The 19,402-nt window shown below is 67.5% G+C and carries 19 protein-coding genes; 3 read left to right on the forward strand and 16 right to left on the reverse strand.

All coding sequences use genetic code 11. The features are described 5' to 3' along the window. Positions 1-11: 11 nt before the first annotated feature. The 10 genes from CFB81_RS25400 to CFB81_RS25445 form a co-directional block, all read right to left on the reverse strand. Complete coding sequence (locus CFB81_RS25400) at positions 12-1,157, reverse strand: alpha-hydroxy acid oxidase (protein ID WP_089436911.1); 1,146 nt, start codon at positions 1,155-1,157, stop codon at positions 12-14. 182 nt (positions 1,158-1,339) lie between these two features. Next, the gene (locus CFB81_RS25405; RefSeq protein WP_089436912.1) at positions 1,340-2,107 is read right to left on the reverse strand and encodes a FadR/GntR family transcriptional regulator; all 768 of its coding nucleotides are present in this window, start codon (positions 2,105-2,107) and stop codon (positions 1,340-1,342) included. 67 nt (positions 2,108-2,174) lie between these two features. Further along, on the reverse strand, positions 2,175-3,065 hold the full coding sequence (locus tag CFB81_RS25410) for an amidohydrolase (protein WP_069617401.1): 891 nt from the start codon (positions 3,063-3,065) through the stop codon (positions 2,175-2,177). A 64-nt stretch (positions 3,066-3,129) separates the two neighbouring features. After that, a complete protein-coding gene (locus CFB81_RS25415; RefSeq protein ID WP_050012448.1) occupies positions 3,130-4,071 on the reverse strand; it encodes an ABC transporter substrate-binding protein in 942 nt (313 codons plus the stop codon). Between the two features lie 71 nt (positions 4,072-4,142). Next, positions 4,143-5,180 carry an ABC transporter permease gene (locus CFB81_RS25420; protein WP_089436913.1) on the reverse strand — a complete coding sequence of 346 codons (1,038 nt, stop codon included), beginning with the start codon at positions 5,178-5,180 and terminating at the stop codon, positions 4,143-4,145. Between the two features lie 27 nt (positions 5,181-5,207). Beyond that, a complete protein-coding gene (locus CFB81_RS25425) occupies positions 5,208-6,746 on the reverse strand; it encodes a sugar ABC transporter ATP-binding protein (protein WP_089436914.1) in 1,539 nt (512 codons plus the stop codon). A 12-nt stretch (positions 6,747-6,758) separates the two neighbouring features. Beyond that, on the reverse strand, positions 6,759-7,535 hold the full coding sequence (locus CFB81_RS25430) for an SDR family oxidoreductase (RefSeq protein ID WP_089436915.1): 777 nt from the start codon (positions 7,533-7,535) through the stop codon (positions 6,759-6,761). Positions 7,536-7,613: 78 nt separating this feature from the next. After that, positions 7,614-8,891, reverse strand: a complete 1,278-nt coding sequence (locus tag CFB81_RS25435; RefSeq protein WP_089436916.1) for an L-fuconate dehydratase — start codon at positions 8,889-8,891, stop codon at positions 7,614-7,616. 23 nt (positions 8,892-8,914) lie between these two features. Further along, positions 8,915-9,757, reverse strand: a complete 843-nt coding sequence (locus tag CFB81_RS25440; RefSeq protein ID WP_069617406.1) for an ureidoglycolate lyase — start codon at positions 9,755-9,757, stop codon at positions 8,915-8,917. A 56-nt stretch (positions 9,758-9,813) separates the two neighbouring features. Continuing rightward, on the reverse strand, positions 9,814-10,578 hold the full coding sequence (locus CFB81_RS25445; protein ID WP_089436917.1) for an SDR family oxidoreductase: 765 nt from the start codon (positions 10,576-10,578) through the stop codon (positions 9,814-9,816). Positions 10,579-11,245: 667 nt separating this feature from the next. Between CFB81_RS25445 and CFB81_RS25450 the strand changes: the two genes are divergently transcribed. From CFB81_RS25450 to CFB81_RS25460, 3 genes are all read left to right on the forward strand, one after another. After that, positions 11,246-11,536, forward strand: a complete 291-nt coding sequence (locus tag CFB81_RS25450; protein WP_006484717.1) for a DUF3331 domain-containing protein — start codon at positions 11,246-11,248, stop codon at positions 11,534-11,536. Positions 11,537-11,705: 169 nt separating this feature from the next. Further along, the gene (locus tag CFB81_RS25455; RefSeq protein WP_089437141.1) at positions 11,706-12,692 is read left to right on the forward strand and encodes an oxidoreductase; all 987 of its coding nucleotides are present in this window, start codon (positions 11,706-11,708) and stop codon (positions 12,690-12,692) included. Positions 12,693-12,906: 214 nt separating this feature from the next. Next, positions 12,907-13,206 carry a DUF4148 domain-containing protein gene (locus CFB81_RS25460; protein ID WP_050012329.1) on the forward strand — a complete coding sequence of 100 codons (300 nt, stop codon included), beginning with the start codon at positions 12,907-12,909 and terminating at the stop codon, positions 13,204-13,206. A 193-nt stretch (positions 13,207-13,399) separates the two neighbouring features. On the opposite strand, the gene CFB81_RS25465 is transcribed toward CFB81_RS25460, so the two are convergent. The 6 genes from CFB81_RS25465 to CFB81_RS25490 form a co-directional block, all read right to left on the reverse strand. Next, on the reverse strand, positions 13,400-14,596 hold the full coding sequence (locus CFB81_RS25465; RefSeq protein ID WP_089436918.1) for a TauD/TfdA family dioxygenase: 1,197 nt from the start codon (positions 14,594-14,596) through the stop codon (positions 13,400-13,402). Between the two features lie 23 nt (positions 14,597-14,619). After that, positions 14,620-15,576 carry an alpha/beta hydrolase gene (locus tag CFB81_RS25470; protein WP_089436919.1) on the reverse strand — a complete coding sequence of 319 codons (957 nt, stop codon included), beginning with the start codon at positions 15,574-15,576 and terminating at the stop codon, positions 14,620-14,622. A gap of 57 nt (positions 15,577-15,633) precedes the next feature. Next, positions 15,634-16,122, reverse strand: coding sequence for a thioesterase family protein (locus CFB81_RS25475; protein WP_089436920.1), 489 nt, complete (start codon positions 16,120-16,122; stop codon positions 15,634-15,636). 10 nt (positions 16,123-16,132) lie between these two features. After that, the gene (locus CFB81_RS25480; protein WP_089436921.1) at positions 16,133-17,098 is read right to left on the reverse strand and encodes an L-carnitine dehydrogenase; all 966 of its coding nucleotides are present in this window, start codon (positions 17,096-17,098) and stop codon (positions 16,133-16,135) included. 90 nt (positions 17,099-17,188) lie between these two features. Then, positions 17,189-18,118, reverse strand: coding sequence for a 3-keto-5-aminohexanoate cleavage protein (locus CFB81_RS25485; RefSeq protein WP_050012324.1), 930 nt, complete (start codon positions 18,116-18,118; stop codon positions 17,189-17,191). A gap of 60 nt (positions 18,119-18,178) precedes the next feature. Beyond that, positions 18,179-19,132, reverse strand: a complete 954-nt coding sequence (locus CFB81_RS25490; RefSeq protein ID WP_069617412.1) for a choline ABC transporter substrate-binding protein — start codon at positions 19,130-19,132, stop codon at positions 18,179-18,181. Positions 19,133-19,402: the final 270 nt, after the last annotated feature.

Consider the following 19,402-nt stretch of genomic DNA (forward strand, 5'->3'; position numbering starts at 1 on the left):
GAAACCCGTCGTCAGCGAAAGCGAAGCTGATTTCGCCCGAGTTGCGAAACGGACGCGCAGCCCATCAGCCGCATGTCCCGTTCGATTTCCGTGCGCATCAGCTGCAGTGCACGCTCGACGCCGGGCTGCCCGGCGGCGGCGAGCGGAAACAGGTAATAGCGCCCCAGGCCGACCGCCTTCGCACCGAGCGCCAGCGCCTTGAGCACGTGCGAACCCCGTTGCACGCCGCCGTCCATCATCACGTCGATCCGGTCGCCCACCGCGTCGACCACCTCGGCAAGCTGGTCGAACGCGGCGCGCGAACCGTCGAGTTGCCGTCCGCCGTGATTCGACAACACGATGCCGGTGCAACCGATGTCCACCGCCCGGCGCGCGTCGTCGACCGACATCACGCCTTTCAGGCAAAACTGCCCGTTCCACTCCCGCACCATTGCGGCGACGTCGTCCCACGACATCGACGGATCCAGCATGTCCGTGAAGTAGCGGCTGATCGACATCGCGCCGCCGCCCATGTCGACATGCCGGTCGAGTTGCGGCAAACGGAATCGCTCGTGGGTCAGGTAGTTGACCGCCCAGGCCGGCTTCAACGCGAATTCGGTCATCCCCGCGAGCGTCAGCCGGAACGGAATCGAGAAGCCGGTTCGCTTGTCGCGCTCGCGATTGCCGCCGGTGATGCTGTCCACCGTCAGCATCATCACGTTCACGCCGGCCTGCCGCGAGCGGTTCATCATTTCGCGGTTGAGGCCGCGGTCCTTGTGGAAGTAGAACTGGTACACCTGCGGGCCCGGGCTGATCGCACGGGCTTCTTCGAGGCTCACGGTGCCGAGCGACGACACGCCGAACATCGTGTCGAATTTCGCGGCCGCGGCGGCGACGGCCCGCTCGCCGTCATGATGAAACAGGCGTTGCAGCGCGGTCGGCGAGCAGTAAACCGGCATACCGAGCCTTTGCCCCATGACCGTCACCGACAGATCGACATCGCGCACGCCGCGCAGCACGTTCGGCACCAGATCGCAGCTTTCGAACGCGCTCGTGTTGCGTCGATACGTGGTTTCATCGTCGGCCGCACCGTCGATGTAATTGAAGATCGGTCCCGGCAACCGTCGTCGCGCCAGCTCGCGGAAGTCGTGGAAATTGTGGCAATCGTTCACGCGCATTCGTCACACTCCATTCGGCGCGCGAGCGGCATGCCGGTGGGTCGGCGCGCGTCGCTCGCATCGCGGCGTTCGTTCGGTCCCGACGGCCGGTGTCCTCGCGCGGTACGGAGGGCGCGTCAGCAGCCGGGAAGCACCGCATCGCGTCCGCCGCTGGCGAACATGCAGAAAATCGACTCGCGCGGTCAATCGAGCGTGCGGCCGAAAATGCGGATCACTTCGTCGAGATGCTCGGCCATCGCCCGGCGCGCGGCGTCGGGGTCGCGCGCGCGGATCGCATCGAGGATCGCGCGATGCTCGCGCTCCGACCGGTGCGGCATGTCGTTCGGCATGTACAGCGACTGCAGCCGCTGGAACATCGGGTCGTACTTGTGCGCGAGCAACTGCTTGATCATCAGCGCATACGCGGCGTTGTCGCTCGCTTCCGCGATGCGGATATGGAACAGCCGGTCGCCCGGGTGCGTGAGCGAGCCGCTGCGGTTGTCGTCCTGATTGCGCAGAAATGCTTCGTGAATCCCTTCGATCTGCGCATCCGAGCCATGCTTTGCGGCCAGCGACGCGGCTTCCGGCTCGATCAGCCGGCGCGCCTGCAGCAGCGCGAACGGCGGGATTTCGGTGTCGAGGTCGAGCGCGATGCCGAGCTCCGGATCGATCTCGACGATCGAGAACGGCGCGACCGTCGCGTTGGGCGCCGATGCAGGTTCGGGCGCGGCGGCCGTCTCGGGATGGCGCACCTTCACGCCGTCGCCCACGCGCACGCTGACGAGCCCGTTCACTTCGAGCGCGATCAGCGCCTCGCGCACCGACGTGCGCGACACGCCGAACCGTTCGGCGAGTTCGCGCTCGGGCGGCAGATAGCTGCCCGGCGGGAAATCGCCGGACTCGATCATCGCACTGAGCTTGTCGGCGATCTGCTGGTAGAGGCGGCGGTTCTGAATCGGCTGGATGGACATACGTTGACGCTGGTAATCGGTTTCGTTCCGGACGGCCCGAACATTGCCTGGGCCGTTCGCGCCTATTTTATATGCCGCGCTTCACATCGCCCGGCACCGCGTAGCAGCGCGCGGCCGTGCCGCCCCACAACGCGGCGCGTTCGGCCGCCGACAGCCGCGCTTCGGCCCAGCGTTCGACGAGCGACGCGACCTCGTCGTACGACGCCGCGAGCAGGCACACGGGCCAGTCCGACCCGAACATCAGCCGCTGCGGGCCGAACGCGTCGAGCGCCGCGTCGAGACACTGCTCGATATGCCGGATGTCCTGCGCGCGCAGGCCGCGCCGCCAGTCGGCTTCGGTCACGAGCCCCGACAGCTTGCACGCGACGTGCGGCAGCGCGCCGAGTTCATGCAGCGACGCGCGCCAGCGCGCGAGCGCCGTGTCGTCGCGCGCGAACTCGGCGAGCGCAGGCTTGCCGGCATGGTCGAGCACGAGCCAGTGCGCATCGTGCCGCGCGCAGAACGCTTGCACGTCCGGCAACTGGCGCTCGAACACGAGCACGTCGTAGACATAGCCGTTCGCCTGCAGCCACGCGACGCCGCGATTGAAGCCGGGATCCGCGACGAACGCGCCGACGTCGGCTTCGTCCTGCACCTGATGACGGAAACCGCGCAGCTTCGGGCTGCGCCACTCGGCGACGCGGTCGGCCAGCGCCGGCGCACCGAGATCCTCCCAGCCGACCACGGCCGCGATGCGTGCGTCGTCGCGCGCCAGATCGAGCAGGAACGCCGTCTCGTCGCGCCCGGCGCGCGCCTGCACCGCAATCGACGCGCCGAGCGCCTGCGCATGCATCTGCGGCCACAGTGCGTCGGGCAGGTAGTCGCGCGCGAGCACGCCCATCCCGGGGCCGATCCACGGATAGTCGGCCGCGCGATAACGCCAGAAGTGCTGATGCGAATCGATACGCACTGCGCCCATGATGCCCTCGTGTCCGATCACCGCGGCGGCGACGGCCCGCCGCGCCGTCGCCCCTCCGCCACGTTCAGTCGTACAACACCGCCGCGATCTTCGGATCGTCGATATTGGTCTTGTCGTACCAGTAGAACCCGGTATCGATGACCTTCGGCAGCTTCTCGCCCTTGATCGCCTTCACGGCCGCCTCGACCGTCTTGTAGCCGATGCCGATCGGGTTCTGCGTGATCGCGCCGGCCATCAGCCCGCTGCGGATCGCGTCCTTCTGCTGCTTGCCGGAATCGTAGCCGACGATCACGACCTTGCGCTTCATCTCGCGCACGCCGTTGACCACGCCGATCGCCGAACCTTCGTTGGTGCCGAACAGCCCCTTGAGCTTCGGATACGCCTGCAGGATCGACTTCGTCACTTCGGTCGACTTCAACTGATCGCCTTCGCCGTACTGCACGGTCACGACCTGCACCTTCGGGTGCGCCGACTTCATCCGGTCGAGGAAGCCGTCGCGGCGGTCGATGCCGGTGCGGCTCGTCTGGTCGTGCGCGACCACCGCCACCTGCCCTTCGTCGCCGATCAGCGCGGCGAGCTTGTCGGCGGCGAGCGCGGCGGCCGCCTTGTTGTTGGTCGCGGCCGTCGTCACCGGAATGTCGCTGTCGACGCCCGAGTCGAACGCGATCACCGGGATCTTCTCGGCCTGCGCCTTCTTCAGCAGCGGCAGCGCGGCCTTGCTGTCGAGCGCCGCGAAGCCAAGCGCGGCCGGTTTCTTCGCGATCGCGGCCGACAGCATGTCGATCTGCTTGTCGACCATCGCCTCGGTTTCCGGCCCTTCGAACGTCACCTTCACCTTGTAGTCCTTCGCGGCCTGCGTCGCGCCCGATTTCACGGCCTGCCAGAACTGATGCTGGAAGCCTTTCGAGATCAGCGGGATGTAGGTTTCCTGCGCGTGCGCGCCGGCCGTGACGCCAACGGCGAACGTCAGCCCGACGATCGCGTTCAACACCTTGCTCCTGATCACTTCGCGTCTCCTTTTTTCGTATCGAATGAAATGCCGGCCGAAACCGGCGGTGAAGCGCATGCCTGCGTGTGTCAGCGGCGACGCCGGCGCAGGATGTCCACATAGACGGCGAGGATGATGATCACGCCCGTCACGACCGTCTGCCATTCCTGCGCGACCGACATGATGCGCAGGCCGTTGGTCAGCACGCTCATGATGAACGCGCCGATGATGGTGCCGACGATGCTGCCCGCGCCGCCCGACAGCGACGTGCCGCCGATCACGACGGCCGCGATCGCGTCGAGCTCGTAGCCTTGCCCGAGTGCCGGCTGCGCGGAGTTCAGCCGCGACGCGATCAGCAGCCCGGCGATCCCGCACACCGCGCCGCTGAACGTGTAGACCGCGATCTTCCACGCATCGACGTTCACGCCGGATAGCCTGAGCGCCTCCTCGTTGCTGCCGAGCGCGAACGTGTAGCGGCCGAAGATCGTCCGGTTCAGCACGATCGACGCGCCGATCGCGACGAGGAACAGGATCAGCACCGCGTTCGGAATCGGCAGCGCGGGAATCAGGCTGCCGATCAGCGAATCCTGCGCGATCGACGTGAAGCCCGGCGTGTCGTTGAAATAGATCGGCCGCGTGCCCGAGATCACGAGCGACAGCCCCTTGAGCAGCATCATCATGCCGAGCGTCGCGATGAACGGCGGCACCTTCATCTTCGCGATCACGAAGCCCGACACGCAGCCCGACAGCGCACCGAAGCACAACGCGGCCAGGATGCCGAGCGGCAGCGGCATCCCCCATTTCGTCAGCACGACGCCGGCCATCACCGCGCAGAACGTCATCAGCGTGCCGACGGACAGATCGATGCCGGACGTGATGATCACGTACGTGCAGGCGACGGCCAGCACGCCGTTCACGGCGGTCGCCTGCAGGATCGACACGAGGTTGTCGACGTCGAGGAAGTTCGACGACGCGAAGCTGAAGAATGCGATCAGCAGCACGAGGCTCGCGAACGCGAGCAGCTTCTGCCGCGCGGCCGGGTTGAAGAAGCGCGATTTCAGGCGCGATGCGGCTGCCGGCGTGTCGCCGGTGGCCAGGGGCGGAACGGGATGCGTATCGTTGGACATGATCGTTAGGCGTCTGAATCGGGACAATCAGGACAACACGGTCGACTCGCGCTGCGTCGCGAGCTGCATGATCTTTTCCTGCGTGGCGTCGGCCGCGCGCAATTCCCCGGTCACGCGGCCTTCGCACATCACGAGAATCCGGTGGCTCATGCGCAGCACCTCGGGCAACTCCGACGAGATCATCACGATCGCCTTGCCGTCGGCGGCGAGCGCATCGAGCAGCTTGTAGATCTCGCTTTTCGCGCCGACGTCGATGCCGCGCGTCGGCTCGTCGAAGAACAGGATGTCGCAGTCGCGCAGCAGCCACTTCGCGATCACGATCTTCTGCTGGTTGCCGCCCGACAGCAGCCGCGCGGGCTGCGCGACCGACGGCGTGCGGATCGCGAGCTGACGCACGTACGACTGCGCGGCATCGCGCATCGCGCGCGCATCGAGGAACACGCCGCGGCGCACGAAGCGGCGCATGCTCGACAGCGCGATGTTGTTCTGCACGTCCATCCCGACCGCGAGCCCGAAATGCTTGCGATCCTCGGACAGATAGCCGATGCCATATTTCACCGCGTCGGCCGGCGTGCGGATCGTCACGGGCCGGCCGTGCACGCGGATCTCGCCTGCATCGACCGGGTCCGCGCCGAACACCGCGCGTGCGACCTCGGTGCGGCCCGCGCCCATCAGCCCGGCGAAGCCGAGGATCTCGCCGCGCCGCAGCGTGAAGCCGACGTCGCGGATCGCACGGCCACGCGACAGCCCGCGCACTTCGAGCGCAATCTCGTTCGTGGACGTATCGGGCGGTGTGCGGGTTTCCGCATCGAGCTGGCGGCCGACCATCATCGAGATGATCGTGTCCATCGACGTGTCCGCCATCGGCACGGTCGCGACGTACTTGCCGTCGCGCATCACGGTCACGCGATCGGCGATCTGGCGCAGCTCGTCCATCTTGTGCGAGATGTAGACGATGCCGACGCCGTGCGCGCGCAGGTCGCGGATGATGCGAAACAGCTCGGCGATCTCCGCGTTGTTCAGCGCGGCGGTCGGCTCGTCCATGATCAGCACGCGCGAGTCGAACGACAGCGCCTTCGCGATCTCGACCATCTGCTGCTTCGCGACCGTCAGCCGGCCCACGGGCGTGCGCGGGTCGAGATCGAGCCGCATCCGCTGGAAGATCGCGGCAGCGTCCCGATTCAGCCGGTCTTCGTCGACGAACACGCCGAAGCGGCCGCGCGGCTCGCGGCCGATGAAGATGTTCTGCGCGACGCTCAGGTGATTCATCAGGTTCAGCTCCTGATGGATGATGCCGATGCCGAGCGCCTGCGCGGCACGCGGGTCGGCGATCTCCACCGGGCGGCCGTCCATCCGGATCTCGCCCGCGTCGCGTGGATAGACGCCCGCGAGAATCTTCATCAACGTCGACTTGCCGGCGCCGTTCTCGCCCATCAGCGCATGCACTTCGCCCGCAAGCAGGTCGAAACGGCAATCGTCGAGCGCCTGCACGCCGGGAAAGCGCTTGCCGATGCCGGTCAGCGCGATCAGCGGCGGCGCGGTGTTCGGGTTCAGGTCGGGTTGCATCGCGCGCGGCCCTCAGCTGATCGCACGATCGAGATGCGTATAGCCGCCGTCGACGAACAGCCACTGGCCCGTCGTGTGCGATGCGCGATCCGACAGCAGGAACACCGCCGTATCGGCGATCTCGTCCGCCGTCGTGAAGCGCTGGCCGAGCGGCACCTTGCCGGCGATTTCCGCGACTTTCGCTTCCGGATCGTCGAAACCCGCGATCCAGTTCTGGTAGAGCGGCGTCATCACCTCCGCGGGAATCACCGCATTCACGCGCACGCCGTCGTGACGCAATGCGACCGCCCATTCGCGCGTCAGCGCGAGCTGCGCGCCCTTCGACGCGCAATAGCCGCTCGTGTTGCCCTGCCCGGTCACGGCCGTCTTCGACGAGATGTTGACGATCGCGCCGCGCGTCGCCTTCAGGTGCGGCACGCAGTAATGCGCCATCACGTAGTAATGGATCAGGTTGCGTTCGAGCGACGCGACGAACGCGTCGCGCCCCGCGTCGAGCCCGATGCTGTCGTTGATGCCCGCGTTGTTGACGAGGCCGTCGATGCGGCCGAAGCGCGCGACGGTCTGCGCGACCGCGTCGCGGCACTGCGCGTCGTCCTGCAGTTCGACGTTCATGCACGCGGCGCGCGGCTGCTTGTGCGCAAGTGCACGCCAGAACGCGTCGTCGGGCGCGTGGCGCGCGAACACTACGGGAATCGCGCCTTCGCCGGCCAGCCGCATCGAGATCGCGGCGCCGATGCCCGACGCGCCGCCGGTCACGATCACGACCCTGTCTTGCAGATTCAAATCCACTTCGCGTCTCCGTCGTTCATGTTGTCGCCGCGCGCGATGCGCACGCCGTGCGTCGCGCGCCGTCGCGCGTTGCCCTACTCACCCGCGGAACCGGTACTGCTCCAGCGATTCGGGCTTCATCTCGATCGAGAAACCGGGCGCCGTCGGCGGCATGTAAGCCGCGCCGCGCACCACGCACGGTTCGACGAAATGCTCGTGCAGGTGATCGACGTACTCGGTCACGCGCCCTTCCTTCGTGCCGGAAATGCAGACATAGTCGATCATCGACAGGTGCTGCACGTATTCGCACAGCCCGACGCCGCCCGCATGCGGGCACACCGGCAGCCCGTACTTCGCGGCCATCAGCATCACCGCGAGGATCTCGTTCACGCCGCCGAGCCGGCACGCGTCGATCTGCACGACGTCGATCGCACCGCGCGCGATGAACTGCTTGAACAGCACGCGGTTCTGGCACATCTCGCCGGTCGCGACCTGCACCGGCGCGATCGCCTCGCGGATCTTGCGATGCCCTTCGACGTCGTCGGGGCTCGTCGGCTCCTCGATGAACCACGGCCGCGCGAACGCGAGCGCGCGCACCCAGTCGATCGCCTCGTCGACTTCCCACACCTGGTTCGCGTCGATCATCAGCTTGCGGTCGGGGCCGATCACCTCGCGCGCGATCGTCACGCGGCGGATGTCGTCGGCGAGGTTCGCGCCGACTTTCAGCTTCACGTAGTCGAAACCTTCGTCCACGGCCTCGCGGCACAGCCGGCGCAGCTTGTCGTCGCTGTAGCCGAGCCAGCCGGCCGACGTCGTGTAGCACGGGTAGCCGTCGCGCGCCAGCGCGGCGATCCGCGCGGCCTTGCCGGGCGCCTGCCGGCGCAGCAGGTCGAGCGCTTCGTCCGGGCTCAGGCAATCGGTCAGGTAGCGGAAGTCGATCGCCCGCACCAGTTCGTCCGGGCTCATGTCGGCGACGAGCCGCCACAGCGGCTTGCCGACCGCCTTCGCCCACAGGTCCCACACCGCATTGACGACGGCGCCCGTCGCCAGGTGGATCGCGCCCTTGTCGGGGCCGATCCAGCGCAACTGGCTGTCCGACGTGACGTGCCGCCAGAAGCGGCCCATGTCCTCGCGGATCCAGTCGAGGTCGAGGCCGACGACGATGTGGCGCATCGCGTCGATCGCCGCGCAGCAGATTTCGTTGCCGCGCCCGATGGTGAACGTGAGCCCGTGACCGGCGAGCCCGTCGCGGTCGGTTTCGAGGATGACGTAGGCCGCCGAATAATCGGGGTCCGGATTCATCGCATCGGAACCGTCGAGCTGGCGCGAGGTCGGAAAGCGCACGTCGAGGACGCGCATCGATCGAATGATAGGCATGACGAACCGTCCGTTGAAGGGAATCAGGCCTGCACGGTGCGCTGGCGTTGCTCGCCGAGCCCGTCGATGCCGAGCGTGATCACCTGTCCGGCGCGCAGGTAGACGGGCGGCTTCTGCCCGAGTCCGACGCCCGGCGGCGTGCCGGTCGAGATCACGTCGCCCGGCTGCAGGCTCATGAAGCGGCTCAGGTAGCTGATCAGATGCGGCACGCGGAACACCATCGTCGCGGTCGTGCCGTTCTGGTAGCGGTGGCCGTCCACCTCGAGCCACAACCGCAGCGCGTGCGGATCGGGCACTTCGTCGGCCGTCACGAGCCACGGGCCGATCGGGCCGAACGTGTCGTTGCCCTTGCCCTTGTCCCACGTGCCGCCGCGTTCGAGCTGGTATTCGCGCTCCGACACGTCGTTCACCACGCAGTAGCCGGCGACGTGCGACAGCGCATCGGCTTCGTCGATATAGCGGCCGCCCTGGCCGATCACCACGCCGAGCTCGACTTCCCAGTCGGTCTTTTCCGAGCCGCGCGGGATTTCGACGTCGTCGTTCGGGCCCGAGATCGCGCTCGTCCACTTGCCGAACACGACGGGCTCCTTCGGCACCTCCATCCCTGATTCGGCCGCGTGATCGGAGTAGTTGAGCCCGATGCAGATGAACTTGCCGACGCGGCCGACGCACGCGCCGAGCCGCGGCGTGCCTCCGACGAGCGGCAGCGACGACGGCGGGATGTCGCGCAGCCGCGCGAGGGATGCAGGGGTCAGCGCGTCGCCGGCGATATCGTCGATCACGCCGGACAGGTCGCGAATCTGGCCTTGCGCATCGAGCAGGCCCGGCTTTTCATGGTGTTTGTCGCCAAATCTCAGCAGTTTCATAGCGTTGTCTGAATGGAAACGGAATGTGAATGGGGAGCGCGATCAGGTCGACAGGGTCAGTTCGACCAGCCGCCGTCGATCAGGTGAATCGTGCCGGTGGTAAACGACGCTTCGTCGGACGCGAGGTACAGCGCGAGCGCGGCCACTTCGTCCGCGCTGCCGATGCGGCCGATCGGCTGGCGCGCGACGAACGCCTGGCGCACCTCGTCGGCGGACACGTGGCGCGTGCGCGCCTGGTCGGCGATCCGCTGCTCCAGCGACGGCGACTCGATCGTGCCTGGGCAGATCGCGTTGCAGCGGATGCCGCGCTCGACGAAATCGGCGGCCACCGCCTTGGTCAGCCCGATCACGGCCGCCTTGGTGGTGCCGTACACGAAGCGGTTCGGCACGCCCTTCACGCTCGACGCCGCCGACGCCATGTTGACGATCGACGCGCCGCCGGCTTCGAGCATCGCGGGCAGCAGCGCGCGGATCAGCCGGTACATCGACGTGACGTTCAGGTTCAGCGAGAACGCCCATGCGTCTTCGTCGCAATCGAGGATCGAGCCGTGATGCACGTAGCCCGCGCAGTTGAACAGCACGTCGAACGCGCGTTCGGTCGCGGCGAGCGCGGCGATGTCGGTCGCGTCGGTGACGTCGAGCCGCCGCGTGGCCAGCCGGCCGCCCGCGCGCTCGGCGTCGGCTTCGAGCCGCGCCAGCGCGGCTTCGTTGATGTCGGTCGCCAGCACGTCGGCGCCTTCGCTCGCGAACCGCAGCGCGGTCGCGCGGCCGATGCCCTGCCCGGCCGCCGTCACCAGCGCGCGTTTGCCCTGCAATCTCATGAGCACCTCTCCCGAAAAGGCGGCCGACAGTCGGCCGATTGGCACAAAGGACTAAAGGTCCAACCAATCATAGAAACGGATCGCGCGTTTGTCACGAAATTGGGATTCAGTATTTACCCAGGGCTGGTCAATCCGGGCGGCGCACGAGAATTCGGCGCGCGAGCGGCGCTTAAGTGCTGCTTCGCGATCCGCTCAAAACCCAATACCGGTGGGCTTTTCAGCCGATTCTGGCGCAACGTCCGGCAAGGCGGCCGCGCCAAACTGACAAAAAAGTCATGTTCGCGTCAGGGTGCCAACGGGTGCCGCACGCCATCATGGTGTTGCCGGACTGCGCTTCCGGTACATCGCCTCCCCGCCCGCTCTGGATCCCTGCGGGCACCTCCGTCCCCCGGCGATGTATCCCGTGACTGGGCGAGCAGACACGGTGCGCGGGCCGATTTTCCGCCCCGGGCTTCCCGTCCGGGGCTTTTTGTCTTTGGTTTTCCAAGAAAATAAGCGTGGATTGTTTCTAAATCGGCAAAAGGTAATTCGAGCCGGACAGGATGTTTTTTCCGGTCACAGACGCTTACATTTAGCGCACCACTCATGGAAACCGCTACGGATTCGCCATCGGGTAGTGACATCCACTGCCACGGCCGAAACCGCACGAGCTTTAGGAAACGGCAAAATGAAGGCCTCCAAATCCCTGCCTGCGCTCGATCCCGCCGACGTCCACGTCGAAATCCTCGAACGTTCCGATACGCTGCTCGTCGTCCGCTGGGTCGAACCCGGCCGCTGTCACTACGGCGAGCAGCGCTGGCGCCGTCGCTTCGCGCAGCGCACCGGCACCTGCGCGCTGTCGCGCCAGGTCATTCACCGCGGCGACGAAGTGTTCCGCCCGGCCGAGCGCCCGGCCCCCGCGAACGCTGCCGCCATGATTTCCGCCGCCGAGGTGCTCGCGCTGGCGGGCAGCAGGTAACACGCGCCGGTCCTGCGCCGGGCTTGCGACGCCACGCCCTAAGCCACAAACCCTAGAAGCGCCGGTCTAATTCCCCCGCTTGTCTGCTCCGTCCGCCCGCACTATCGTTACACCGTTCAATGTAACGATTAAGTGCCGCGGCCGACCGGCCGCGCCGATGGAGGCAGACATGCATGCATGGAGCGCGCGCCACGTCCCGGCGCAAGGCGGCAAGGTCGCGATCGTGACCGGCGCCAACAGCGGGCTCGGCTGGCATCTCGCGGAAACGCTGGCGGCGAAAGGCGCGACGGTCGTGATGGGCTGCCGCGACGCCGCACGCGGCACGCAGGCTGCCAACGCAATCCGCCGGCTTCATCCTCATGCACGCGTCGAAGTCGATCCGCTCGACCTCGCCGATCTCGCATCGATCGCACGCTTCGCGGCCGACGTCGGCGAACGCCACGGCCGCGTCGACATCCTCTGCAACAACGCCGGCGTGATGTTCCTGCCGCTGCGGCACACGCGCGACGGCTTCGAGATGCAGTTCGGCACCAACCACCTCGGCCATTTCGCGTTGACCGGCCATCTGCTGCCGGCGCTGCGCGCCGCGCACCGGGCGCGCGTCGTCACGATGTCGAGCGGCTTCAACCGCGGCGGCCGGATTCGCGTGGACGACCTGCGTGCCGCGCAGCGCTACAACCGTTATCTCGCCTACTGCGACAGCAAGCTCGCGAACCTCGTGTTCGCGATCGAGTTGCAGCGCCGCTTCGCGCGCGCGGCGTTCGCCGGCATCAGCGTCGCCGCGCATCCCGGCTATGCGGCGACCAACCTGCAGTTCGCGGGCCCGGCGATGGACCAGTCGCCCGCCCGCGCCGCGCTGATGCGCGCCGCGAACCGTTATCTCGCGCAGCCGGCCGACCAGGGCGCGCTGCCCGCGATTCATGCGGCCACGTCGCCCGATCTGGCCGGCGGTGCATACATCGGTCCGTCCGGCTGGTTCGAATCGCGCGGGCTGCCGGCGCCGGCGAGCGTGCCGCGCGCGGCGCGCAGCGTGGCGGCCGCGGCGCTGCTGTGGGAAGCGTCGGAGGCCGCGACGGGCGTGCGCTTCCTCAGCGCCGGCGCGCCCGCCGGACGTGCGCCGGGCCGGCCGTTCGATACGGCGACGGAAGTGCGCTGAGTCGTGCGCCGGCGATCGCAACATTCTTCACACTTATTGCGCAGCCCGAAAAGAAAGCCCGTTGAAAGACTGATGCGCCGCCGCACTGTTACCGGCCAGGAAACAATTTATCGTCAAAATCAGCGTTTACCCTGAACACGCCGGTGACTAAGATTTGATCAATCGCTCAAGACATGGTGTCGGGAGCGAACTCAATAAAACACCGGAGGTCACCATGAAATCGCTCGTTTCCGCAGTCGTTGCCGCTGCCGCCCTGTCCGCTTCGTTCGGCGCATTCGCTCAAAGCACCGTGACGCGCGCGCAAGTGCGCAACGAACTCGTCCAGCTCGAACAAGCCGGCTACAAGCCGGGCGTGTCGAGCCCGTACTACCCGAACGACATCCAGAGCGCCGAGGCGCGCGTTCATGGCGCGGACACCAGCGGCTACGGCGCGCAACCGGCCCCGCTCGTCCACTCGGGCGCGCCGGCAGCCGCTTCGTCGAACGCACGCGACTCGATCTTCTTCGGCCAGTAAGCCGATGCGCCCTCGGCGGGCGCCGCGCGTCGCGCGATGAAGTCACGCAGTCCGGACGAGCCCCCTTCGCGGGGCTCGTCTGTTTTGTGAAACGCATACCTCCGCCGCCCGGCAGCGGGTGGCTTCGCCCGGGCGCGTCGCGTCCGGGTGCTTTTTCCCGACGAGGGATGCGTGAATGCGCGGCGGGTGTCGATCAGCGCGCAACGTCGGCCGGCGCCGCCCGCGACAACACGCGCCACCGCGACAGCAATTCGTCGCGATCGACGTAGCAGCCCTGCAAGTGCCGGCGGCCCGTCGACGGATCGAACTCGGTGCGCGCATGCAGCACGCGCCGGTTGTCGAAGGCCCACATGTCGCCGGCCCGCAGCCGGCGCTGCACGCGAAAGCGCGGCTCGCGCGCGAGCGCGAGGAACCGCCGGTACGCGCGATAGACCGCCGCGACCGAGCCGGCCGGCGCATCGAGCGGCCCGCGCAGGAAGTTCGCGACACGCACTTCCGTCACGTTGCCGCGCGCATCGCGCCCGATCACCGGCGCCGAACAGCGGTAGTCGCTGTTCGCGCTCTTGTTCCAGAACTCGAACGGCGTCGATGCGAGCTGCTCGAAATCGTCCGGATGTTCGCGCCGCAGCGCGTCCGCGAGCGCGAAGCCGTCGAGAAAGATGCTGTCGCCGCCCGTCGCGTCGTTCGCGAGGCAATGCAGGAACTGCACGCCCGGCTGCAATTCGCGCGTCGGCAGGTCGGTATGCGGCGGAAGATTCAGCGACGTATACGCATTGCTGTCCGGGCGCGGCTTCGATTCGACGTCGAACAGCACGCCGAAATTGCTTTCGCGGATCAGGCCGACGCGGCGCGCGACCTCGTCGACGCGGCCGCGCTCGGCCGGCACGCCTTCGACGAGCGTGAGCCCCGTGCGCTGCAACGCGCCGAGCCACGCGAGCAATGCGTGATCGTCTTCCATCACGTCGCGCCACGCGAACACGCCGATCGCCGTCGCATCGTCGCCGGTCCATACGTGCCGCCCGTGCGCGGCCACGCGCTCCGCGCGCGACGCGTCATCGTATGCATGCGCACGCAACCAGCCAGGCGACCATGCGCTGCGGTGTCCGTCGTTCCATTCGACATGCAGCGCGCCGTCGGTTTCGACGTGCACGGTGAGCGCGGACAGATCCTCGCGCGCATCGGCGATCTCGAACACCTGTTCGCGTGTAATCGCATGCACGCACGCGGAACACGCGCAGTTGTCGCGCAGCCAGTCGAAATGGAACGGCGATCGTCGCGCGTCGCTCCACTCGACCTCCACCGCGCCATCGCCAATCGTCGCCGCCGCGATCGCCGCGTCGGCCGAAAACGTCCGCCAGTCCTCGATACGGTGTTGCGCTGCCGCCTGCATCGTTGCCTCCCGGAAAACGCCCGCTACGCGTGTGGAGCGAGCAAGAACCTGCCGACCGCCCGGTGCATGCGCGCCGCCTGCGGGCTCGTCCCGAGCGCGCGCCAGCAGCCGTGCACCAGCCCTTCTCCCATCCAGTAGCGCGCGACGCCGCCCGCCGCGCGAATCCGTTCGACGTACACGCGCGCATCGTCGCGCAGCGGATCGTGTTCCGCGCCGATCGCGAGCACCGGCGGCAAGCCGTCGAAACGCCCGGCTTCGAGCGGCACCGACGCGCGCAACAACGGGTTACCGTGTCGCCGCACGTCGGACAAGTCACCATCCCAGTACAGCGCGCGATAGCGATGCACGTCGTCGAGCGTCAGCATCGGCGCGTGCGCTTCCGTTTCGCGCGCGGGCGACTGCGGTTCGAAACCGAGCATCGGATAAACGAGCGCGATGCCGTCCACGCTCCCTTCGCCCGCATCGCGCAGCGCGGTCGCCACCGCCGCCGCGAGCATCCCGCCCGCGCTGTCGCCCGCGAGCGTCAGCGGATGCACGCACGGCCCGAACGGCCAGCGTGCATCGCGCGCGGCACGCGTGACTTCCACGCAATCTTCAAGCGCGGCCGGTGCACGATGTTGGGGCGCCAGCCGATAGTCGACCGCGATCACGTCGAGGCCCGTATCGGCCGCCAGTCGCGCGGTGATCAGCGCATGGCTGTCGAGCGAGCCGACGACGAACCCGCCGCCATGAAAAAACAGCACCGTGCCGCGCGACGTGCCGGGCGCGGACGTATAGCGCCGCAGCGCGATTGCGCGGCCGTCCCGCGCGCGCCACACGGCGTCCTGCTGCACGATGCCGGCCGGCAGCGCGGCCGGCGTCCATTCGGCCGCGAAGCGGTCGTACAGGCGGCGCTGCTCGTCGGGCGAACGCGCCGCCGCATCGGCCGGATACCACGCGTCGACGGACGCGACGAACGCCGCGATTTCCGGTTCGAGCATCGTGTGCGCTCCGCGGTCGAAGATCGAAGGTAGAAGATCGTGAAACGAAGCGCGCCGCTAGCGGCGCGGCGGCAGCCCGATCACGCGGCCCGCATAAGCAGGCGCCGCGCAATCGCGCTGCAACGCATGCAGTTCAGCCACCCGCGCGGCCACGTCGTCGTCGAACGGCGCCGATTTCGCGCCGTCGCGCGTATCGACGTGCAGCAGCATCTGCTCGCTCGCCGATACCGCGTCGTCATGCCCGTCGGCGAACAGTTCGAGATACAGGTGCAGCCGCTTCGCGTCGTGCGCGAGCACGCGCGCATCGACGCGCACCGGCGTGCATTCCTTGATCTCGTGCAGGTAGTTCACGTGCGCTTCGAGCGTATAGACCGAGCGCCCCCGTTCGCGACGCGCGGCGTCGTCGAGGCCGATGCGATCCAGCAACGCATCGGTCGCGAAGCTGAAGATCAGCAGGTAGAACGCATCGCGCAGGTGGCCGTTGTAGTCGACCCACTCCGGCCGCACCACGTCGCGGTAAATCGTCAGCGGGGTATCGCCCGTCATCGCCTGTCCTTTATTCGTCGAATCGCATCCCGTGCCGCGCCTTCACCGCGGCGATCGATTTCAGCACCTCGGTGATGCACTCGTCGCGATAGCGTTCGAGCGCCTTGATGCTGCGCGTGCCCTGCTGTTCGGTCGTGCCTTCGACGACGCGGTCGATCAGTGCGTCGGTGAGCGTCGGCGCGACCAGCTTCGTCCACGGCAGTTCGAGCGCAGGGCCGAATTGCTGCATGAAGTGTCGCATGCCCGCGTCGCCGCCGGCCAGCGTGTAGGTCAGGAACGTGCCCATGAACGACCAGCGGATCCCCGCGCCGAAGCGGATCGCATCGTCGATCTCGCCGGTCGTCGCGACGCCTTCGTTGACGAGATGCAGTGCCTCGCGCCACAACGCTTCGAGCAGACGGTCCGCGATGAAGCCCGGCACTTCCTTGCGCACGTGCAGCGGCCGCATGCCGAGCTTGCGATAGACCTCCATCGCGCCCTCGACCGCTTCCGGCGACGTGCGCGCGCCGCCGAGCACCTCGACGAGCGGCAGCAGGTAGACGGGGTTGAACGGGTGGCCCACCACGCAGCGCTCCGGATGCGTGGCCCGCGCATAGAAATCGGTCGGCAGCAGGCCCGACGTCGACGACGCGATGATCGCGTCGGGCTTCGCCGCGCGGCTGATCTGCTCGTGCAGTTCGAGCTTCAGCGCCTCGCGCTCGGGCGCGCTTTCCTGGATGAAATCGGCGTCGGCGACGCATGCCTCGATCGTCGACACGAACCGCAGCCGCGCGGGATCGGCGCCCGGCGCGAGGCCGACGCGTTCGAGCGCGGGCCACGCGTTCGCGACGTTCGCGCGCAGCCGCGCTTCGGCGCCCGGCGCCGGGTCCCACACGACGACCTCGAGACCGTGCGCGAGCGCGCGGGCAATCCATCCGCTGCCGATCACGCCGGTGCCGATCGCGGCAAACGTGTTGATGTCGGTCTTCACAGCCATGTCAACGCATCCTTCGAATCAGGGGAAATCGGTGGGCGGCCGCGCGTGCGCGCAGGCCACCCTGTCATGTCAGTCAGTCGGTGAAAAAATTCACGCGAATTCGGCGAGCGCGCGACGTTCGAGCGGACGTTCGCCGCGCGCCGGCAAGCCGAGCTTGCGGCGGCCTTCGGCCGGCGTCAGCACGCGGCCGCCGAGGCGTTCGACGATCTCGCGGGCACGCTCGACGAGCGTGCCGTTGGTCGCATGCACGCCGCGGTCGAGCCAGATGTTGTCCTCGAGGCCGACGCGCACGTGGCCGCCGAGCAGCATCGCCTGCGCGACCATCGGCATCTGCATGCGGCCGATCCCGAAGCCGGCCCAGTGCGCGCCCGGCGGCAGGTTGTCGACCATCGCCTTCATCGTGCCGGTATCGGCCGGCGCGCCCCACGGAATGCCAAGGCACAGCTGGAACAGCGGCGGATCGTCGAGCAGCCCTTCCTTGAGCAACTGCTTCGCGAACCACAGATGGCCCGTATCGAAGATCTCCAGTTCCGGCTTCACGCCGAGTTCCTGGATCCGTTTCGCGCCGGCACGCAACTGCGCGGGCGTCGACACGTAGATGTAGTCGCCGTCGCCGAAATTCAGCGTGCCGCAGTCGAGCGTGCAGATCTCGGGCAGCAGTTCCTCGACGTGCGCGAGACGCGTGAGGCCGCCGACGAGATCCGTGCCCTTGCCGAAGCGCATCGGGTCCTCGCCGGGGCCGATCTCGAGATCGCCGCCCATGCCGGCCGTCAGGTTGATGATCACGTCGACGTCGGCCGAGCGGATCCGGTCGACCACTTCGCGATACAGGTTCGGGTCGCGGCTGCCGCGCCCGGTCTGCGGATCGCGCACGTGGCAGTGGGCGACCGTCGCGCCGGCCTTCGCGGCTTCGATCGCGGCGGCCGCGATCTCCTTCGGCGTGACCGGAATCGCCGGATGCTTGCCGACCGTATCGCCCGCGCCGGTCACGGCACAGGTGATGATGACTTCGTGATTCATGCTGGATGCCTCGCTTGATTCGGGTTGTGTCGCATTGCTGATAGCGTATGGGCGCGGCCGTTACAGGCCGAGATACGCCTTCACGGCAGGCAGGCCGTCCTTGCCGTCGAACGTCTTGACGCCCGCGAGCCATGGATCGAGCACCTGCGGGTTCTTCTTCAGGTACGCCTTCGCGGCATCGGCCGGCTTGGTCTTGTTCATCACCGTCTGCATCAGCTGGTTCTCGAGCTGCGTCGAGAAGCGCAGGTTCGTCACGAGCTTGCCCGCGTTCGGGCAGCGCGCGATGAAGTCGGGCGCGGTCAGCGTGTACACGCGCGCTTCGCCGTAGTTCGGGCCGAACGCCGCGTCGCCGCCGGACAGGTAGTTCATGCTGAGCTGGATGTTCATCGGATGCGGCTCCCAGCCGAGGAACACGACCCACTTCTTCTCGCGTGCCGCGCGCTCGACCGTCACCAGCATCCCGGCTTCGCTCGATTCGACGAGCTTGAAGCCGCCGAGCCCGTACTGGTTCGTGTCGATCATCTTCTGGATCGTCGCGTTCGCGCTGCTGCCCGGCTCGATCCCGTAGATCTTGCCGTCGAGTTCCGCGCGGTGTTTCGCGATGTCGTCGAAGGTCTTCAGGCCGGCCTGGTATGCGTAGCTCGGCACCGCGAGCGTCGCCTTCGCACCGGACAGGTTCGGCGGTTCGACGACGTTGATCGACTTGCTGTCGAGGAACGGTTGCAGCTGCTTCTGCTGCACCGGCCACCAGTAGCCGAGCGACACGTCGAGCTGCTTGCTCTTGAGACCGGCGAACGAGATCGGCACCGACGCGATCGTCGTGGTCGGCTTGTAGCCGAGCGCCTCGAACACGGTCGACGCGAGCGCCGTGGTCGACGTGATGTCGGTCCAGCCGATATCCGCGAAACGCACGGTGCGGCAGGTCGCGGCCTCCGTCTCGGCCAGCGCGGCTTGCGTGAACGCGCCGGTCGCCAGCACGGCCGCGGCAAGCGCGGCGATCTTCGTCGACTTCATGGTTCGGTTCCTCCCGGTTGGTCTCGCGGCAGCCGGTGCGCGGAGTGTGCGCCGGCCTGCATCGTGGGAGTAAAAGTAACGAGCCATATTCGCCGCGAGAAGACCGGCGGCGACCTGTTCTTGCCTGTTTGCGACTATGAGTGGAAACCACTAGATTTCGTCTGAGGCTTGATGGACGGGGGTCTAGGGTTTTTCTTGGGAGCGGCGGGATTGCCCGGATGCGGCGTACACCTTTCGATTCCGCCATGGCTTTGCTGACGGATTTCCGAC

The sequence above is a fragment of the Burkholderia sp. AU28863 genome (genome assembly GCF_002223195.1).
GTDB lineage: Bacteria > Pseudomonadota > Gammaproteobacteria > Burkholderiales > Burkholderiaceae > Burkholderia > Burkholderia sola.

Excerpts from the sequence above, each read along its gene's own strand:
- CFB81_RS25445 (WP_089436917.1), bottom strand. The coding sequence starts at position 10,578 with ATGAGATTGCAGGGCAAACGCGCGCTGGTGACGGCGGCCGGGCAGGGC.
- CFB81_RS25470 (WP_089436919.1), bottom strand. The coding sequence starts at position 15,576 with ATGCTCGAACCGGAAATCGCGGCGTTCGTCGCGTCCGTCGACGCGTGG.
- CFB81_RS25450 (WP_006484717.1), top strand. The coding sequence starts at position 11,246 with ATGAAGGCCTCCAAATCCCTGCCTGCGCTCGATCCCGCCGACGTCCAC.
- CFB81_RS25485 (WP_050012324.1), bottom strand. The coding sequence starts at position 18,118 with ATGAATCACGAAGTCATCATCACCTGTGCCGTGACCGGCGCGGGCGAT.
- CFB81_RS25490 (WP_069617412.1), bottom strand. The coding sequence starts at position 19,132 with ATGAAGTCGACGAAGATCGCCGCGCTTGCCGCGGCCGTGCTGGCGACC.
- CFB81_RS25410 (WP_069617401.1), bottom strand. The coding sequence starts at position 3,065 with ATGGGCGCAGTGCGTATCGATTCGCATCAGCACTTCTGGCGTTATCGC.
- CFB81_RS25435 (WP_089436916.1), bottom strand. The coding sequence starts at position 8,891 with ATGCCTATCATTCGATCGATGCGCGTCCTCGACGTGCGCTTTCCGACC.
- CFB81_RS25425 (WP_089436914.1), bottom strand. The coding sequence starts at position 6,746 with ATGCAACCCGACCTGAACCCGAACACCGCGCCGCCGCTGATCGCGCTG.
- CFB81_RS25455 (WP_089437141.1), top strand. The coding sequence starts at position 11,706 with ATGCATGCATGGAGCGCGCGCCACGTCCCGGCGCAAGGCGGCAAGGTC.
- CFB81_RS25420 (WP_089436913.1), bottom strand. The coding sequence starts at position 5,180 with ATGTCCAACGATACGCATCCCGTTCCGCCCCTGGCCACCGGCGACACG.
- CFB81_RS25440 (WP_069617406.1), bottom strand. The coding sequence starts at position 9,757 with ATGAAACTGCTGAGATTTGGCGACAAACACCATGAAAAGCCGGGCCTG.
- CFB81_RS25475 (WP_089436920.1), bottom strand. The coding sequence starts at position 16,122 with ATGACGGGCGATACCCCGCTGACGATTTACCGCGACGTGGTGCGGCCG.
- CFB81_RS25400 (WP_089436911.1), bottom strand. The coding sequence starts at position 1,157 with ATGCGCGTGAACGATTGCCACAATTTCCACGACTTCCGCGAGCTGGCG.
- CFB81_RS25480 (WP_089436921.1), bottom strand. The coding sequence starts at position 17,098 with ATGGCTGTGAAGACCGACATCAACACGTTTGCCGCGATCGGCACCGGC.
- CFB81_RS25405 (WP_089436912.1), bottom strand. The coding sequence starts at position 2,107 with ATGTCCATCCAGCCGATTCAGAACCGCCGCCTCTACCAGCAGATCGCC.
- CFB81_RS25465 (WP_089436918.1), bottom strand. The coding sequence starts at position 14,596 with ATGCAGGCGGCAGCGCAACACCGTATCGAGGACTGGCGGACGTTTTCG.
- CFB81_RS25460 (WP_050012329.1), top strand. The coding sequence starts at position 12,907 with ATGAAATCGCTCGTTTCCGCAGTCGTTGCCGCTGCCGCCCTGTCCGCT.